Annotated in this window: 12 protein-coding genes; 5 read left to right on the top strand and 7 right to left on the bottom strand. The window is 70.5% G+C overall.

Annotated elements, in window-relative coordinates:
- Window positions 1-2 precede the first annotated feature (2 nt).
- A complete protein-coding gene (locus CCK91_RS07440; protein WP_242664441.1) occupies window positions 3-2,429 on the bottom strand; it encodes an Rne/Rng family ribonuclease in 2,427 nt (808 codons plus the stop codon).
- A 312-nt stretch (window positions 2,430-2,741) separates the two neighbouring features.
- Here CCK91_RS07440 and CCK91_RS07445 point away from each other — a divergent pair, with 312 nt between their 5' ends.
- Window positions 2,742-3,341: a vitamin K epoxide reductase family protein gene (locus CCK91_RS07445; protein ID WP_064295599.1), complete on the top strand. Its 600-nt coding sequence runs from the start codon at window positions 2,742-2,744 to the stop codon at window positions 3,339-3,341.
- A gap of 88 nt (window positions 3,342-3,429) precedes the next feature.
- Here CCK91_RS07445 and ndk read toward each other — a convergent pair whose 3' ends face one another.
- From ndk to CCK91_RS07470, 5 genes are all read right to left on the bottom strand, one after another.
- Window positions 3,430-3,846 (bottom strand): nucleoside-diphosphate kinase, encoded by a 417-nt coding sequence (gene ndk / locus CCK91_RS07450; RefSeq protein WP_064295600.1) that lies wholly within the window; start codon window positions 3,844-3,846, stop codon window positions 3,430-3,432.
- Between the two features lie 2 nt (window positions 3,847-3,848).
- Window positions 3,849-4,223, bottom strand: a complete 375-nt coding sequence (locus tag CCK91_RS07455) for a DUF4233 domain-containing protein (protein WP_064295611.1) — start codon at window positions 4,221-4,223, stop codon at window positions 3,849-3,851.
- Entirely contained in the window at window positions 4,220-5,599 is a 1,380-nt protein-coding gene (locus CCK91_RS07460; RefSeq protein ID WP_086473505.1) for a bifunctional folylpolyglutamate synthase/dihydrofolate synthase, read from the bottom strand. Before CCK91_RS07460 ends, CCK91_RS07455 begins: the two co-directional genes overlap by 4 nt.
- A complete protein-coding gene (ileS, locus tag CCK91_RS07465) occupies window positions 5,589-8,957 on the bottom strand; it encodes an isoleucine--tRNA ligase (protein ID WP_086473506.1) in 3,369 nt (1,122 codons plus the stop codon). The genes CCK91_RS07460 and ileS overlap by 11 nt, the downstream gene beginning before the upstream one ends.
- A gap of 238 nt (window positions 8,958-9,195) precedes the next feature.
- Window positions 9,196-9,846: a TetR/AcrR family transcriptional regulator gene (locus CCK91_RS07470; RefSeq protein WP_086473507.1), complete on the bottom strand. Its 651-nt coding sequence runs from the start codon at window positions 9,844-9,846 to the stop codon at window positions 9,196-9,198.
- A 208-nt stretch (window positions 9,847-10,054) separates the two neighbouring features.
- Here CCK91_RS07470 and CCK91_RS07475 point away from each other — a divergent pair, with 208 nt between their 5' ends.
- The 4 genes from CCK91_RS07475 to CCK91_RS07490 are packed head-to-tail and all read left to right on the top strand — an operon-like array spanning window position 10,055 to window position 15,193.
- The gene (locus CCK91_RS07475) at window positions 10,055-11,674 is read left to right on the top strand and encodes an ABC transporter substrate-binding protein (RefSeq protein WP_242664442.1); all 1,620 of its coding nucleotides are present in this window, start codon (window positions 10,055-10,057) and stop codon (window positions 11,672-11,674) included.
- Window positions 11,671-12,648, top strand: coding sequence for an ABC transporter permease (locus tag CCK91_RS07480; RefSeq protein ID WP_086473509.1), 978 nt, complete (start codon window positions 11,671-11,673; stop codon window positions 12,646-12,648). Before CCK91_RS07475 ends, CCK91_RS07480 begins: the two co-directional genes overlap by 4 nt.
- Window positions 12,645-13,523, top strand: a complete 879-nt coding sequence (locus tag CCK91_RS07485; RefSeq protein WP_086473510.1) for an ABC transporter permease — start codon at window positions 12,645-12,647, stop codon at window positions 13,521-13,523. The genes CCK91_RS07480 and CCK91_RS07485 overlap by 4 nt, the downstream gene beginning before the upstream one ends.
- Window positions 13,520-15,193, top strand: a complete 1,674-nt coding sequence (locus CCK91_RS07490) for a dipeptide ABC transporter ATP-binding protein (protein ID WP_086473511.1) — start codon at window positions 13,520-13,522, stop codon at window positions 15,191-15,193. The genes CCK91_RS07485 and CCK91_RS07490 overlap by 4 nt, the downstream gene beginning before the upstream one ends.
- On the opposite strand, the gene CCK91_RS07495 is transcribed toward CCK91_RS07490, so the two are convergent.
- A complete protein-coding gene (locus CCK91_RS07495; RefSeq protein WP_086473512.1) occupies window positions 15,173-17,377 on the bottom strand; it encodes an acyltransferase family protein in 2,205 nt (734 codons plus the stop codon). The two genes, CCK91_RS07490 and CCK91_RS07495, sit on opposite strands and share 21 nt — an antisense overlap.
- Window positions 17,378-17,418 lie beyond the last annotated feature (41 nt).

Here is a 17,418-nt window from a genome sequence, read left to right on the forward strand (position 1 = left end):
GACTATTCGGCCTGACGCTGCGCGCCGTCCGAACCGACGGCCTGTCCGCCCGCGAGTGAAGCGGTCGACACCCGGCGGCTGCGGCCGCGGCCCTGGCCCGGCTGCTTCGGCTCGGGGAGCGCGTCGAGGACGGATTCGAGCAGGTGCTCGGGGTCTGCGACGGCTGCGCGACGCGGCTTGTCGGCGACCGGTGCGATCGGCAGATCGAGCAAGGCCAGCGCCGGTGCCGCGGATTCGCTCGGCGCCTCGACCGAGCGTTCCTCCGAGGCACCCCGGCGGGACCCGTCACCGCCACGACGGCGCGGCTCACGCTTCTCGCGCCGGCTCCGCCGACCGTCGTGCGACCCGGTGGACGATCCGGACTGATCCTCCGGCGACGTCGAGGACTCGTCCGCGACCGATTCCCCGGAACCCTGCGCCTCGGTGTGCTGCGACTGCGTGTGCTGCGCCTCGGCCACGACGGCGTCGGCCACTGCCTCGGCGGCGGCGAGCTCCTCGTGGTGGAGCGTGCGCGCCGCGATCAGGGCGAGCGCGTTCTTCGCGTCGTCAGTGATCCCGTGCGTCTGTCCGGCTGGCTTCTGCTGAGCGCTCTGGCCGTTCGAGGAGGGCTGGCCGCCCTGGGACCCACCCTTGCCGCGCCGGCGCTGCTGCTCCGGCTGCGGCGTCTGGCGGTGCTTCACGACGGGGTCGTGGTGCACGACCACGCCGCGTCCGGCGCAGACCTCGCAGGGCTCACTGAACGTCTCGAGCAGGCCGAGGCCGAGCTTCTTGCGCGTCATCTGCACGAGACCGAGCGAGGTGACCTCGGCGACCTGGTGCTTCGTGCGGTCGCGGCTGAGGCACTCCACGAGGCGGCGCAGCACGAGGTCGCGGTTCGACTCGAGCACCATGTCGATGAAGTCGACGACGATGATCCCGCCGATGTCGCGCAGCCGCAGCTGACGCACGACCTCCTCAGCGGCCTCGAGGTTGTTCTTGGTGACCGTCTCCTCGAGGTTGCCGCCGGAACCGACGAACTTTCCCGTGTTGACGTCGACGACCGTCATGGCCTCGGTGCGGTCGATGACAAGGGATCCGCCGGACGGCAGCCAGACCTTGCGGTCGAGCGCCTTCTCGATCTGCTCGGCGATGCGGTAGTCGACGAAGGAGTCGCCCGTGCCGTCGTACGGCTCGACACGCTCGAGCAGGTCCGGGGCGACGCCGCGCAGGTAGCTCTGGATGTCCTGCAGCGCGTCCGAGCCCTGGATGACGAGCTTGTGGAAGTCCTCGTTGAAGACGTCGCGGATGATCTTGATGAGCAGGTCGGGCTCGCTGTGCAGCAGTGCCGGCGACTGGACCGTCTCGATCTGACGGGAGATCTCCGACCACTGCGACTTCAGCCGAGTCACGTCGAGCGTGAGCTGCTCCTCGGTCGCGCCCTCGGCGGCCGTGCGGACGATGACGCCGACGTTCTCCGGGAGGACCTCCTTGAGGATCTTCTTCAGGCGGGCGCGCTCCGTGTCGGGCAGCTTGCGCGAGATGCCGTTCATCGAGCCGTTCGGCACGTAGACGAGGTAGCGACCGGGGAGCGAGACCTGACTCGTCAGGCGCGCGCCCTTGTGTCCGACCGGGTCCTTCGTGACCTGGACGAGGACCTTGTCGCCGCCCTTCAGCGCGAGCTCGATCCGGCGGGGCTGGTTGCCCGTCTCCACGGAGTCCCAGTCGACCTCGCCGGAGTAGAGCACCGCGTTGCGTCCGCGACCGATGTCGACGAACGCCGCCTCCATGCTGGGCAGGACGTTCTGCACGCGGCCGAGGTAGACGTTGCCGATGAGCGACGCCTCCTGGCTCCGGGCGACGTAGTGCTCCACGAGCACGCCGTCCTCCAGCACGCCGATCTGCGTCTTGCCGTTCTTGGAGCGGACGACCATGACACGGTCTACCGATTCGCGACGGGCGAGGAACTCGGCCTCGGTGACGACCGGACGACGACGACCGGCGTCGCGTCCGTCACGGCGACGCTGCTTCTTGGCCTCGAGCCTCGTCGAGCCGCGCACCTTCTGCGGTTCGGTGATGAGTTCCGGCTCACGCGGCGTGCGGACCTTGACCACGTTGCGGGTGTCGGGGCGCGAGTCGCCGCCCCGCTCGCCCTGCTCCGGTCCGTCCTCGCCGGCACGACGACGCGTGCGACGCCTCGACGAGCTGAGCTCCGCCTCGAGCGGTTCGTCGTCGCGGTGGACGATCGGCGGCAGGTCGGGCGCCTGGAACAGCAGCATGGTGGTCGGTGGACGCACCGGTGCGGCCGCAGTCTTCTGGTCGTCGGGCCCGGCCGCCTGGGCGTCCGTCTCGGTGCTGGTCGACTCGTCCGCCGTCTCGGGCGTCGTGAGGTGCTGGTCGGTCGGTTCGTGCTCGGTCCCCGGCGTGGCCGGATCCTCGGTGTGCTCTTTCACCATTCCTGGTGTACTCCCCTATGCCGGGTCGGTGGCCGCGCCACCCTCCGGTTCTTCGTCTCGTGCGTGCGGCCGCGGGTGCAGCCGTTCGCAAATCCTGTGTGATCGCTGGCTCTCGGAGCTCTCACGATCGTGCCGGCACGTGCCGGCGGGTCCTGGGCTCTCATTGCCCAACAAGCCTGTTGTGTCGTGCGGTCGAGCGCGGCTCGGGCACCACCCCACGATTATCGCACGAACAGGGCCGACGGTCCTGAGTACGGACCACCCGGGCATGTCCCGCCGCCGTTCAGGCGGGCGTGCGAGAATCAGGGCGTGTCAACTCCGGTCATCGACGCGCGCCCCAGGGGCCTCGCCATCTTCCTCATCGTCGCAGGTGTCATCGGGTGGATCGCGGCGTTCGCGCTCACCCTCGACAAGTTCCAGCTCCTGCAGGATCCGAACGCCCAGCTCGGCTGCAATCTGAGCATCCTCGTGCAGTGCGGGGTCAACCTGAACTCCTGGCAGGGCGCCATCCTCGGGTTCCCGAACCCGATCATCGGTCTCGCCGCCTGGATCGCCCCGATCGCCGTCGGCGTCGCGGTCCTCGCGGGTGCGCAGTTCGCGCGGTGGTTCTGGATCGCGTTCAACATCGGGTTCCTCGGTGCGCTGGGATTCGTCATCTGGCTGATCTCGCAGAGCATCTTCGTCCTCGGCACGCTGTGCCCGTGGTGCATGGTCACCTGGTCGGTGACGATCCCCTCGTTCATCGCGGTGACCGCGTTCACCCTGCGGAACGGCATCATCCCGGCGTCCCCCGCCGTCCGCCGCGTCGCCGGGGTCGTGTCCTCCTGGATCGTGGTGGTGACGCTCGGGTGCTACCTCGTGGTGGCGGTCATCGCCCAGCTGCGCCTCGACGTCCTCTCCTACCTGTAGCCGGTGGCGGCCTGAACGGCCGCCGGACGTGCACGACGAAGCCCGCCCCCGGAATCGGAGGCGGGCTTCGTCGTGCGGAGTCGGTGCGTCAGGCGAACCAGAGCGCGAGCTCGCGGGAGGCGGACTCGGGGCTGTCCGAACCGTGGACCAGGTTCTGCTGGACCTTGAGTCCCCAGTCGCGGCCGAAGTCGCCACGGATGGTCCCGGGCGCGGCGGTGGTCGGGTCGGTCGTGCCGGCGAGCGAGCGGAAGCCCTCGATGACGCGGTTGCCGGCGACGCGGATCGCGACGACGGGACCGCTCAGCATGAACTCGACGAGGGGCTCGTAGAACGGCTTGCCCTCGTGCTCGGCGTAGTGCGCGGCAAGGAGCTCGCGGTCCGGCTCGACCATGCGCAGGTCCACGAGCGAATAGCCCTTCGCCTCGATCCGACGGAGGATCTCGCCGGTCAGGTTGCGTGCGACGCCGTCAGGCTTCACGAGTACCAGGGTTTCTTCAACAGCCACGGTCAATCCTTCGCTTCTCGGTAGAGCGCCTGCTGACGCTCGATCTTGTCGCCTTGGACCATCGCATAGGTCCAGACGGCTGCGGCCATCCCGCCGACGAGGAACATCATCGGCACGAGCAGGCCGGTAGCCACGATAGCGGCTTGCACCGCCCAGCCCAGCCAATACCCCCAGCGGAATCGCAGGAGCGGGATCGTCGCGACGATGATCAGGCACAGCACCGCTCCGCCGATCAACGCGACCGGGGCCGGGAGCGCCTTCAACCCGAAGATGACGAGCGCGCCGAGGAACATGACGATCATCTCGAAGCCGAGGATGATCGATCCGAGGGTCTGCTTGATGCTCCGTGGAGCCCGGCTCCGTGCCATGCCGCTCATGCGGTCGCCTTCCATTCCCGGTCGTCGGCGACCTCGATCGCCTCGCCCACGAGGGTGATCGAGCCGGTGATCACCACCAGCCGGCGCGGCGCCTCCTCGGCCCAGCGCCGTGCGTCCTCCGCGGCCTCGTCGAGCGTGTCGGCGAAGGTCGACGCCGGCAGGTCGAGCGACGCGGCGAGGCGCGAGAGCTCCTCGGCCGGGATCGCCCGCTCCGACTCCGACTGGGTGAAGAAGAAGCCTGACGCGGCGGGCGCCAGGGTCGTCAGGATGCCGGCGGCGTCCTTGTCCTGGAGGATGCCGACCACGAAGGCGATCTCGTCGACGTCGAAGTAACTGCCGAGTGCGGCGACCAGTGACGCGGCACCGTGCGGGTTGTGCGCCGCGTCGACGAGCACGGTCGGTTCGGTGCCGATGAGCTGCAGACGCCCCGGGGAGGCGACCTCGGTGAGGCCCTCCGCGAGGACGTCCTCCGCGATCGGCTGGGTCGCTCCGCCGAGGAACGCCTCGACCGCGGCGATCGCGAGCGTCGCGTTCCGTCCCTGGTGGTCCCCGTAGAGCGGGAGGTACAACTCAGGGTAGGTGCCGGCGCGCCCTCGGACGGTGATGAGCTGTCCGCCCACCGCCACGGCGTCCTGCACGAGGGCGAACTCCTCACCTTCGAACACGGCCGGGTCGTCGACCGCCGCGGCGGCCTCGACGATCGCCTGACGCGCGTCGGGGTGCTGAGCGGCAGAGACCACCTGTGCTCCGGGCTTGATGATGCCGGCCTTGGTGCGCGCGATCTCGGCGATCGTCTTGCCGAGCCGCTGCACGTGGTCGAGGTCGATGGGCGTGAAGACGGCGACCTCGGCATCGGCGGCGTTCGTCGAGTCCCAGGCACCGCCCATCCCCACCTCGACGACGGCGACGTCGACGGGGGCGTCGCCGAAGCAGGCGAATCCCAGGACGGTGAGCGCCTCGAAGAAGGTCAGGGCGGGCTCATCGGCCGCCGTGAGCTCGGCGTCGACCATCGCCAGATACGGCTTGATGTCGTCCCAGTTCCTGGCGACGGCCTCGTCCGAGATCCGCTCGCCGTCGATCCCGATGCGCTCGGTGAACCGGACGAGGTGCGGACTCGTGAAGAGACCGGTGCGGAGCCCGTGGGCGCGGAGGATGCTCTCGATCATGCGCGCCGTGCTCGTCTTGCCGTTCGTTCCGGCGATCTGGATGATCGCGAAGGACGCCTCCGGGTTGCCGAGGAGCTCGAGCGCCCGCTTGGTGGCGCCGAGACGCGGCTGCGGCTGGGCCTCCCCCAGCCGTTCGAGGAGCTCGCGGTACACGGCGTCGGCGGCATCGGCCGAGGACAGCTCGTCTCCGGGGATCAGGTCATCGGACATCGGCGGTCTCCTCTGCGCGCGCGACGGTCACGGTGAAGGCTCCGGCGTTGCCGAACTTCCCGGCCGCGAACGACTGGGCGAAGCCCGACGCTCCAGCCTGCGCCTCGACGTCGGACCAGGTCAGGGACGTCGCCAGGGTGTCGCCGGCGAGGTCGACCACGTCGAGGGCGCTGCGCACCGCGCGTTCGTCGGCGTCGTCCTCGAATCGGAGCTGGAGCCGGATCCGGTCGCTCACCTGCAGGTCCGCCGCCTTCCGGGTGTCCTGTACGGCACGGATGACGTCGCGGGCGAGTCCCTCCGCTTCGAGCTCGGGCGTCAGCGTGGTCTCGAGCAGGGCGAAGCCACCCGAGGGCAGGAGCGCGAGCGCAACCCCACCGGCGGCGCCCGAGGATGCCTCCATGACGAGCTCGTACTCGCCGTCGACGAGCTCGATGCCGCCGGCCGTGACCGTGCCGTCGACCTCGGACCAGTCGCCGCTCCGAGCGCCCTTGATCGCCTGCTGCACCGTCTTGCCGAGGCGCGGACCCGCCGCGCGGGCGTTGATCGAGAGGCGCGAGGTGACGCCGAACTCGGTGCCGCTGGTGTCGGTCAACTCGGCGAAGGAGACGGCCTTGAGGTTGAGTTCCTCGCGGAGGATCGCCTCGAACGGCGCGAGCGACGCGGGGTCGGGCGTGACCACGGTGAGCGAGGCGAGCGGCAACCGGACACGGAGACCGGCCTGCTTGCGGAGGGCGAGAGTGACACCGGAGACCTCGCGGACCCGGTCCATCGCCTCGACGAGTGCCGCGTCCTCCGGGAACGCCTCGGGCTCCGGCCAGTCGGCGAGGTGCACGCTGCGCTCGCCCGTCAGGCCGGTCCAGATCTGCTCCGTGATGAGCGGGAGGAGTGGAGCGGCGACCCTGCAGTACGTCTCGAGGACGGTGTAGAGCGTGTCGAAGGCGTCGCGGTCGAAGACGCCACCGTCGGTCGACCAGAAGCGGTCGCGGGAGCGACGCACGTACCAGTTGGTCAGGACGTCAGCGAAGTCCCGCAGCGAGGCCGCTGCGAGGGTCGCGTCGAACGCCTCGAGGTGGTCGGTCACCGTGACGACGAGCTCACGCGTCTTGGCGAGGATGTAGCGGTCGAGGACGTCGGTGGAGTCCGTGCGCCACTCGGCGTCGTAGCCACCAGGCACCGCCGTGTTCGCGTACAGCGAGAAGAAGTACCAGGTGTTCCACAACGGCAGCATCACCTGGCGGACGCCCTCACGGATGCCCTCCTCCGTCACGACGAGGTTGCCGCCGCGCAGCACCGAGCTCGACATGAGGAACCAGCGCATGGCGTCGGAGCCGTCGCGGTCGAAGACCTCGTTGACGTCCGGGTAGTTGCGCAGCGACTTCGACATCTTCTGGCCGTCGCTGCCGAGGACGATGCCGTGGCTCACGACGCTCGTGAACGCCGGCCGGTCGAACAGCGCGGTCGACAGCACGTGCAGGAGGTAGAACCACCCACGCGTCTGGCCGATGTACTCGACGATGAAGTCCGCGGGGCTGTGCGAGTCGAACCACTCGCGGTTCTCGAACGGGTAGTGCACCTGGGCGAACGGCATCGATCCCGAGTCGAACCAGACGTCGAGGACGTCGGTGATGCGGCGCATCGTCGACCGGCCGGTGGGGTCGTCGGGGTTCGGCCGCGTGAGCTCGTCGATGTACGGGCGGTGCAGATCGGTCGGGCGCACGCCGAAGTCGGCCTCGAGCTCGTCCAGCGATCCGTACACGTCAATGCGCGGGTAGGCCGGGTCGTCGCTCTTCCACACCGGGATCGGCGAACCCCAGTACCGGTTGCGGCTGATCGACCAGTCGCGCGCACCCGCGAGCCACTTGCCGAACTGTCCGTCCTTGACGTTCTCCGGGACCCAGGTGATCTCCTGGTTGAGCTCCTCCATGCGGTCGCGGAACTCGGGCACGCGGACGAACCAGCTCGACACCGCCTTGTAGATGAGCGGCTGCTTGCAGCGCCAGCAGTGCGGGTAGGAGTGCTCGTAGCTCGCCTGACGCAGGAGGCGGCCCTGTGCCTTCAACAGCTGGGTGAGCGGCTTGTTGGCGTCGAAGACCTGGAGACCGGCGACGTCGGACACCTCGGGGAGGAACTTCCCGCCGTCGTCGACGGAGACGATCACCGGGATGCCGGCGGCCTCGCACACCTTCTGGTCCTCTTCACCGTAGGCGGGGGCCTGGTGCACGATGCCGGTGCCGTCCTCGGTGGACACGTAGTCGGCGACGAGGATGCGCCAGGCCTGCTCCATGCCCCACTCGGCGTCGGCGTAGTAGTCCCAGAGGCGGTCGTAGGAGACGCCTTCGAGCTCGCGCCCGACGATCGTCCGGGAGACGGCGGCCTGCGCCTCGGCCGCGGAGTCGTAGCCGAGGTCCTTCGCGTAGTTGCCGAGCAGCGCCGAGGCGATGAGGTACTCGCCGCCGAGGACCTCGGTGTCGGCGTGGGCGGAGCCCTCCTCGCGGAGCACCGTGGCGTCGGGGGTGCCGTTCGGGCCGGCTGGGACGACCGCGTACTCGATGTCGGGCCCGACGGCGAGCGCGGCGTTCGTCGGCAGGGTCCAGGGCGTGGTCGTCCAGGCGAGCGCGCGGACGGCGGTCAGTCCGAGGCTCTCGGCCTTCGGACCGACCAGCGGGAAGGTGACCGTGACGGTCTGGTCCTGGCGGGAGCGGTAGACGTCGTCGTCCATCCGCAGCTCGTGGTTGGAGAGTGGCGTCTGGTCACGCCAGCAGTAGGGCAGCACCCGGTAGCCCTCGTAGGCCAGGCCCTTGTCGTGGAGCTGCTTGAAGGCCCAGATGACCGACTCCATGTAGGTCACGTCGAGGGTCTTGTAGTCGTGCTCGAAGTCGACCCAGCGCGCCTGGCGCGTCACGTAGTCCTGCCATTCCTCCGTGTAGCGGAGGACGGAGTCACGTGCGACCTGGTTGAACGCGGCGAGCCCCATCTCGTCGATCTGGCGCTTGTCGGTGATGCCGAGCTGGCGCTCCGCCTCGAGCTCGGCGGGGAGACCGTGGGTGTCCCAGCCGAACCGGCGGTGCACCTGCTTGCCGCGCATCGTCTGGAATCGGGGGAAGAGGTCCTTGGCGTAGCCCGTGAGGAGGTGACCGTAGTGCGGGAGGCCGTTCGCGAAGGGTGGGCCGTCGTAGAACACCCATTCCGGAGCGCCCTCGCGCTGGTCGATGGAGGCCTGGAAGGTGCCGTCGGCGGCCCAGCGGGCGAGCACCCCCTCCTCGATCGAGGGGAAGCTGGGCGACGGCGTCACGCCGAACGCCGCGCCGTTCGACGCCGACTCGGTTGGGGTCGGTTCCTGGGACTTCGGGTAGCTCATCGTTCTCCTGGCAGGTCTCGTGGGTCCTGCGAGGACGCCGGCGTTGCCGACGCGGTACCACCCCGCTTGCCGCTCCACTGGAACGGCCGCTCTGCACCGGCTGTGACGGGCCTGACCCGCTCGGTTCTACTGGGCTGCCGCTGAGCGGTCGCTGTTCTGCCGAGGACTCCCCGGTGATGGCCGGATCGATGTCGATGGTCCCATCGTACAGCCTGCGGAGCGGCTCAGAGGAGGTCGGCTACGAGGAGCTCGGCCCGTCGATCCGGGCGAGGGCGCGGCCGTACCCGTCCACCACCGGAGCGATCGCGCGGCTGAGGTAGTCGCCGAGCTCGCCCCGGCCGACACCTGCGGCCGCCCAGGCCCCGGCGCCGGCGACGATCGCACCGGCGAGCGCCGCTGCGGCGGACCGGATCGTCAGCTCGTCGGCGCGGACGGCGAGGCGCGCGAGCGAGACCCGGAGCACGGCTTGGAGACGCAGCAGACGTTCGAGGCCGGACGCCTGCAGCTCCCACGCGGTGTCCATCAGCTCGATCTGCGTGAGCGCCCAGGGCACGGCGCCGTTCGAGCGCTCCTCGGCGATGCCCAGGAGGGCGGCTTGCAGTGACGGCATGACGTCGGCGACGTCCGTCGCGGGGGTGTCCCCGCCTGCGGCGAGCGCCCGTTCGAGTCCGGCGAGCGCGGCGTCGACGTCGACCCAGAGGACGTCGCTCTTCGAGCCGAAGTAGTTGAAGAAGGTGTTGCGGCTGACGCCGGCGCGGCTCGCAATCTGGTCGACGGTGGTGCCGGGGTATCCCTGTTCGAGGAAGAGTTCGGCGGCCGCCTCCTCGAGGACGCGTCGGGAGGATCGTCGGGGTCTGCCGACGGCGTTCCGTGCCGGTGGTCGTGCCATGCGGGCTCCTTCCGCCGCCTGTGAGCCTAGCCGTCGTGCGAGGGGTCGGGGCGTGGTGCCGAGGCTCTATGCTGGTTCCGAGACGGCGTCCAATAATTCGTCCGACGCCGCCACCGGGCCCTCAGCACCCGGTCGATCGCTTTCTGGAGTCCCTGTGCCCGCATCCCCCTCCCCTGCCCGTCGACGCCCTGCGTCCTCGCGTCGTCCGTTGCGCATCGCCGCGGCGCTCGTTCCGCTCGCGGTCCTGCTCGCAGCGTGTGCACCGGGGACGCCGGCCGCGTCGAGCACGCCGAAGGCCGGTGGGACGCTCGTCTACGCCAGCGGGGACGCCGAGCCCACGTGCCTCGATCCGCACGTCGGTGGCAACTACCCGCAGGCCCTGTTGAGCGCACAGTTCCTCGAGCCGCTCGTGTCGCGAGACGCGAAGGGCGAGATCATCCCGTGGCTCGCCGAGTCCTGGACGACCTCGGAGGACGGTCTGACCTGGGAGTTCACGCTGCGGTCGGACGTGACGTTCACCGACGGCACCCCGTTCGACGCGGCAGCGGTCAAGGCGAACATCGAGCACCTGCAGGACCCGGCGACGAAGTCGTCCACGGGTTACCTCGCGGTGGGCAAGGTCGCGTCGGTCGAGGCGGTCGACGCCACGACGGCCCGGTTCATCCTCTCCGCTCCCGACAGCGCGCTCCTGGAGTCGTTGTCGCAGCCGTGGACGGCGATGGAGTCCCCGACGGGGATCGCCCGCGGTGAAGCGGCGAACTGCGATGCGCCGGTCGGTACCGGACCGTTCGTCGTCGACGAGTGGGTGAAGCAGGACCACGTCTCGCTCGTCCGGAACGACGCGTACGACTCGGCACCGAGCGACGCCGCGAACGACGGGCCGGCGTACCTCGACGGCATCACGTGGCGCTTCATCCCCGACTCCGCGTCGCGCTTCGCGGCACTCCAGAGCGGCGACGTCGACATCATCGACAACGCGCAGCCCGACACGATCGCGCAGGCGAAGGACTCGAAGACGATCGTCGACCTGGACGCACCACGTCCCGGTGCCTCGAACCGCATCGAGCTCAACGCGGGACAGGCGCCGTTCGACGACCAGCGCGTGCGTGAGGCCTTCGTGCGGTCGACGGACGTGAACGCCGGCATCGAGTCCCTGTTCTTCGGCACGGCGAAGCGTTCCTACTCCCCGCTGTCGAGTGCGGAGGCGACCGCTTACTCCGACGAGAGCCTGTTCGGCTACGACCTCGATGCGGCGAACAAGCTCCTGGACGAGGCCGGCTGGACCGGGAAGGACGAGGACGGCGTGCGGACGAAGGACGGCGTCCGGCTGACCGTGCGGTTCCCGGTGAGCACGAACCAGTCGATCCCGGCCGAGCAGTCGCTCTTCGAGCAGATCCAGGCCGGAGCCGGTGACGCCGGCTTCGACGTGCAGCTCGAGCTGCTCGACCTCTCGAGCTGGTACGAGGCGCTCGGCTCCAACGCCTACGAGGCCGTCAGCGCTCCGTACACGAAGGTGGGACCGGACGTCCTCCGGGTGCTGTACGACTCCTCGGGCATCGTCCCGGCACCGAGCGGCTACTTCGCGAACCACGCCCAGCTGGACGACCCCGCGCTCGACGAGATCCTGAAGCAGGCGAGCGACACCCTCGATCCCGAGGAGCGGGCGTTCCTCTACGAGCAGGCGCAGCAGATCATCCTCGACGGCTACTACATCCTGCCGCTCTACGACCAGCAGAACCATTTCCTGCTGAGCACCTCGCTGCAGGGCGTCCGCGCGCTGCCGACGGTGTCGACGCCGGTCTTCGGGGACGCCTGGCTCGTGGAGTGACCTCCATCGGCCGCCCGGGACGCGACCTCCGCCGCCTGGCCGGGCGGATCGGGGCGCGTCTGGCCGGTGCGGTGTTCGTGCTCTGGGCGGTCGCGACGGTCACCTTCTTCGCGGTCCGGCTGATCCCCGGCGACCCGGCGCAGGCCTATCTCGGTGGCCCCGGCTCCCAGGCGTCGGCTGAGGCGCTCGAGCGGGTGCGCGAGCAGTACGGCCTGGACCAGCCGCTCCTCGTCCAGTACCTGGCGCAACTGGTCCGACTGGTCCAGGGGGATCTCGGCGAGTCGGCGTCCCTCCGCACGCCGGTTGCCCAGGTGCTCGCCGAACAGCTCGGCGGGACGCTGGTGCTGGCGACGGCGTCGCTCGCCGTCGCCTGGCTCCTTGCGCTCGGCCTCGCGATCTGGTCGACCCGTGGTGGGCGGGTGTCCGCGGCCCTCGGATCGGCCGTCGAGCTCGTGGCGGCGTCGCTCCCCCAGTTCTGGCTCGCGACCGTCCTCATCACGCTCTTCAGCACCTGGCTCGGATGGCTCCCTCCGGTGAGCACGGGTGATGCGGTCGGTCTCATCCTCCCGGTGCTGACCCTGGCCATCCCGGTCGCCGGGTTCCTGGCCCAGGTGATGCGGGAACCGTTGCTCGACGCGGGGGGCGCGCCGTTCGCCGTCTCCGCGGCCGCCCGAGGTGAGTCGACCACCGGCCTCCTGCTCAGACACGGCCTACGCCACGCCGCCGTGCCCGCGGTGAACCTGTCGGGATGGGCGTTCGGGTACCTCATCAGCGGCGCGGTGGTGGTGGAGACCATCTTCGCCCGGCCCGGTCTCGGACGGACGCTGCTCCAGGCGGTGACCGTGCGCGATGTCCCGGTGGTCACCGGCGTGGTGTTGAGCTCGGCGGTGGCCTACGTCGTCGTCATGTTCCTCGCGGACCTCGCGGCGGAACTGCTCGACCCGCGCGACCGGATCCGGCGGTCCGGTTCATGAGCGGGCTCGCGATCGCCCCGACATCCGGAAGCCCCGACGCCCGGGTCCGTCGCGGATGGCGCCGGTCGTCGGGATTCGGCGCTACCGAGATCATCGCGGCCGTGGTGGTGCTGTTCCTGCTCGGCTGCGCGCTCGCCCCCCAGCTGTTCGCGACAGCGTCGCCGACGGCGGTCGACCCGCGGGCCGCGTTCTCGGCGCCCTCCGTCTCGCACTGGTTCGGGACGGACGAGTCCGGCCGCGACGTCTGGAGCCGGGTCGTGCACGGTGCGGGGACCTCGCTCCTCATCGGCGTCGCCGCGACGGCCATCGGACTGATCCTCGGAGCAGTCCTCGCGACGATCGCCGCAGTCGGCGGCCGGGTCGCGGACTTCGCCGTGGGACGCGTCCTCGAGGTGCTCTTCGCGTTCCCCGGCCTGTTGCTCGCGCTCCTCGTGATCGTCATCGCGGGGCCCGGTCCCGTCACGGCGACGATCGCGGTCGGCCTGTCGACGGCGCCGGGCTACGCGCGTCTCATCCGCGGTCAACTGCTCCAGGTCCGCTCCTCCGACTTCGTCGAGGCCGCGCGAGTGCTCGGGCACGGGCCGGCCCGGATCCTGTTCCGACACATCCTGCCGAACGCCGTCGCCCCGCTGTTCGTCCTCGCGACCCTCGGCATCGGACAGGCGGTCGTCTGGGCGTCCGCCCTGAGCTACCTCGGGCTCGGGGCGCAACCACCCGCCCCGGAATGGGGTGCCATGCTCGCCGCAGCACGCACCTACCTCGCGACGGCATGGTGGCTCACGGCGTTCCCCGGTCTGATGATCGTCGCGACCGCCCTGTCCACCACGGTCCTCGGACGGGGTCTCCAGCGCCGATCTCGGGAGGACGGCCGATGAGCGACACCACGCCCCTGCTCCAGGTGGAAGCACTGACGGTCGGATTCGGTAGCGGGGACGCCGTCGTCTCCGGCGTCTCCTTCCACGTCGAGCGCGGCACCTGCGTCGCGATCGTCGGCGAGTCGGGCTCCGGCAAGAGCGTGACCGCCAGATCGCTCCTGGGCCTCGCCGGTGTATCGGCGCGGGTGACGGCCACTCGACTCGACTTCGACGGCACCGATCTCCGCGGACTCGGAGCATCGGCCTGGCGACGCCTGCGCGGACGTCGCATCGGGCTCGTCCTCCAGGACGCGCTCGTGTCGCTCGACCCCCTGCGACCGATCGGGCGCGAGATCGACGACGCACTCCGACTCGGCACCGACCTCGACCGGACCGCCCGCACCCGGCGGGTGCTCGAGCTCCTCGACTCCGTCGGCATGCCCGACCCGGCTTCTCGCATCGGCCAACGTTCCGGTGAACTCTCCGGCGGACTCCGTCAGCGCGCGCTCATCGCGTCGGCGATCGCACTGGACCCCGACCTCCTCATCGCCGACGAACCGACGACCGCGCTCGACGTCACCGTCCAAGCACGTGTCATCGGCCTCCTCGACGACGTCAAGCGGCGCGGGGCGGGCCTCCTCCTGATCAGCCACGACCTCGCCGTCGTCTCGTCGATCGCCGACCACCTCGTCGTGATGCAGCACGGTGTCGTCGTCGAGCAGGGGCCGGCCGAACAGCTGCTGACCAGGCCGACACACCCGTACACCCGGGCCCTCATCGCCGCGGTCCCCACCGACCGCGCTCGAGGGACACGCCTCAGCGCAGACCAGCCGGTCGACGCGGCCCCGGTGGCCGAACAGCCGGCGACGGGCAGCCGTCCGACGACGTCGGCCGGATCGGACGCACCCGCACTGGAGTTCCGATCCGTCACCCGGAGCTTCGAGCGTGGCCGCGGCGCCTCGGCGATCCTGGCGGTCGACGACGTCTCGCTCCGCCTGGAACCGGGGACGACCCTGGGCGTGGTCGGCGAGTCCGGTTCGGGCAAGACCACCCTCGCCCGCATCGCGCTCGGCCTCACCGCGCCGCAGTCGGGAACCGTGCTCCTCGGGGGCGAACCGTGGTCGGAGCTCCCCGAGCGGGCGCGTCGTCCACGACGGAACCGTCTGGGATGGGTCTCGCAGGATCCACTGAGCTCGTTCGATCCGCGCTGGCGCGTCGACGCCATCCTCGCCGACGCCGTTCGTGGACGCGAAGCCGCACCTCGCGACATCACCCGTCTCCTCTCGGACGTCGGCCTCGATCCCTCGCTGGCTCGCGCGCGCCCGCGGACGCTCTCAGGCGGCCAGCGGCAACGCGTGGCGATCGCCCGGGCACTCGCGAGTCGACCGTCGACACTCATCCTCGACGAACCCGTCTCAGCACTCGACGTCACCGTCCAGGCCAGGATCCTGGACCTCCTCGACGACCTGCAGCGACGCCACGGCCTGAGCTACCTGCTGATCTCCCACGACCTCGGCGTCATCCGACACATGAGCGACCGCGTCGCCGTGATGCAGCACGGACGGGTGGTCGAGCATGGCGACGCCGAGCAGGTGTTCACCGCCCCGGCCCACCCCTACACCGCCCGACTCGCAGCCGACGCTCCGCGCCTCATCGCGCCGGGTGCGGCATCAGGGCGCGACGGCGTTTGACTCCGGCGTCGGCATCCGGTCCAGCATCGCCTGGACGACGGGTGCGAGGGTCTCGGCGTACACCCAGCTCAGGTGGTGGTGATCGCGGTACGCGAGGACACCGCCGATCACCGGCGAGCACCGATCGGACGCGCACAGGGCGTCCGAGAGGTCGACGGGTCGGACCCGGGGGTCGGTGCTCGCGAGGGCGGCCTCGTACTGCGGATCCTCCGTGAGCGCGTCGCTCCGGTCCCGAGCGCATCCGTCCTCCGGATCAGCGTCGTCGCGGACGCACTCCAGCACGTCGTCCGACATCGTCGGGGTGTCGCGCAGGACGACGATCTGCTCGATCGTCGCGGGCACGAGCGCCCAGCGCTCCGCATAGGCTTCCGCGGCCACCTCCCGCCAGTCGCGGTCCCCCTCGGCGACGACCGGGTTCCGGGCGCGCGCCGAGACGACGAGCGTGTCGATCTCCGGTTCGTCCTGCAGCAGTTCGAGGGCGTCGCGGTTCCAGCTCTGGCACCCGGCGCGCATCTCGGCGAGCACCGCCGCGCTCGTCCCGGGCTCCGTGCGCTCGGCGTCGCTGAACGGGCAGGAGCTCTTCGCCGCGACGAGGAGCCGCCACCCGTTCGTCTCGGCAGCAGTCGCGAACGCCGGCAACCACTGCTCGGCGTGGGAGTCCCCGACGAGCGCCATCGTCCTCGTCGCCTGCTCAGCGCTGGCGCCGTAGGCGCAGACCTCGAACGCGGCAGCTCGGATGTCGGTGATGCAGCGGTCCGGCGGCAGGTCGGCCAGCGACGCATCAGGAATGACGACCCCGCGGGTCTCATCCCCGGGAGACGCCGAGGAACCGTCGCGCGAGGCCTGGCCACCGGAGCCCTCCGTGCCGTCCGATGATGCTCCGTCATCCCGCGGGCACGTTGCAGCATCGACGAGCTCCGCGGCACCGAGGCAGTTCGACGGGGTCGCGACCAGGGTCTCGATGCGCTGCTGTTCGGCGGCGATGCGTGCCTCGGCACCGGGGAGCACCCCGATCGAGGCGATCAACAGGACGCTCATCGCGAGCGCGGTCGCAGCGATGACCCGTCGTGGCCGCCAACCGGCGATCCGCCCGAACCGGATCGGGCGCTCCACGAACCGCGTCGTGACCTCCGCGAGGACGCCGGTGATGAGGAGGAGGGCGAGCTGTTCGGGGACAGTGGCCGACCGAGTGAGCACGATCCCTCCGAACACGATGAGGGGCCAGTGCCAGAGGTAGACGGCGTAGGAGCGGTCGCCGAGCCACTGGATCGGCGCCCGGGCGAGCAGCGCGGTCGGCGACCACCGGACGTCCGGGGCCCAGGCCGCCATCACGGCGATCGTGCCGCACACTGGCAGCGCCGCGGTCAACGCCGGGAAGGGCGTCTCCGCCGAATACCAGACGGCAGCCGCCCCGATCGCGGCGAACCCGAGCCAGGCGACGACCGCGCGCGCACCCGCCCGCAGCGCCCAGCCGCGCCGGGCCCCCTCGGCCACCAGGATCGCCGTCAGTCCCCCGGCGGCGAACTCCCAGGCCCTCGTCGTCGTCGCGAAGTAGGCCGGAGACGGGTCCTGCGCGGTGAAGACGACCGACCAGGCGGCCGACGCGATGCAGACGATTCCGATCGCGATCGCGACGCCCCGACGCCGCGCCGTCGGCGCTGCCGAGCGTCGGGCGACCCGCACGGCGAGCCAGCCGGCGACGAGGACCAGGATCGGCCAGACGAGGTAGAACTGCTCCTCGACCGACAGCGACCAGAAGTGCTGCACGGGCGACGGAGCATCCTCCGCCGCGAGGTAGTCGATCGCGGATCCGGCGAGCGCCCAATTCTCGATGTACAGGCCCGACCACGCGATCTCACGCAGGAACCGGGGCAGGTCCCCGAGCGGTGCGAGGTACCAGCTCGTGACGAGGGTCGCGGTGAGGACGGTGAGTGCGGCGGGGAGTAGTCGGCGTGCGCGCCGGGCCCAGAACCGCCCGAGTCGGACCGAACCGGATCGCTCGACCTCTGCGAGGAGGTGCGCCGTGATGAGGAACCCGGAGATCGCGAAGAACACGTCGACGCCGACGAACCCGCCCGGCATGAGCCCCGGCCAGAGATGGAAGACCACGACGAGCGAGACCGCCACGGCGCGCAGGCCTTGGAGGTCGGCTCTGACGGCGCCGGAGGCGGCTCTGGTCGACACGGTCCGATGCTATCGGCGGAGGATGACGGTCTGCGGTCCGG

It is taken from the genome of Plantibacter elymi (nom. nud.) (genome assembly GCF_900177795.1).
In the GTDB taxonomy this organism is placed as follows: Bacteria; Actinomycetota; Actinomycetes; order Actinomycetales; family Microbacteriaceae; genus Plantibacter; species Plantibacter elymi.

What these genes read in the sequence shown, in the direction of transcription:
- CCK91_RS07455 (WP_064295611.1), bottom strand. Translation starts at nt 4,223, where the DNA reads ATGAGCGGCATGGCACGGAGCCGGGCTCCACGGAGCATCAAGCAGACC.
- CCK91_RS07460 (WP_086473505.1), bottom strand. Translation starts at nt 5,599, where the DNA reads ATGTCCGATGACCTGATCCCCGGAGACGAGCTGTCCTCGGCCGATGCC.
- ileS (WP_086473506.1), bottom strand. Translation starts at nt 8,957, where the DNA reads ATGAGCTACCCGAAGTCCCAGGAACCGACCCCAACCGAGTCGGCGTCG.
- CCK91_RS07470 (WP_086473507.1), bottom strand. Translation starts at nt 9,846, where the DNA reads ATGGCACGACCACCGGCACGGAACGCCGTCGGCAGACCCCGACGATCC.
- CCK91_RS07485 (WP_086473510.1), top strand. Translation starts at nt 12,645, where the DNA reads ATGAGCGGGCTCGCGATCGCCCCGACATCCGGAAGCCCCGACGCCCGG.
- CCK91_RS07490 (WP_086473511.1), top strand. Translation starts at nt 13,520, where the DNA reads ATGAGCGACACCACGCCCCTGCTCCAGGTGGAAGCACTGACGGTCGGA.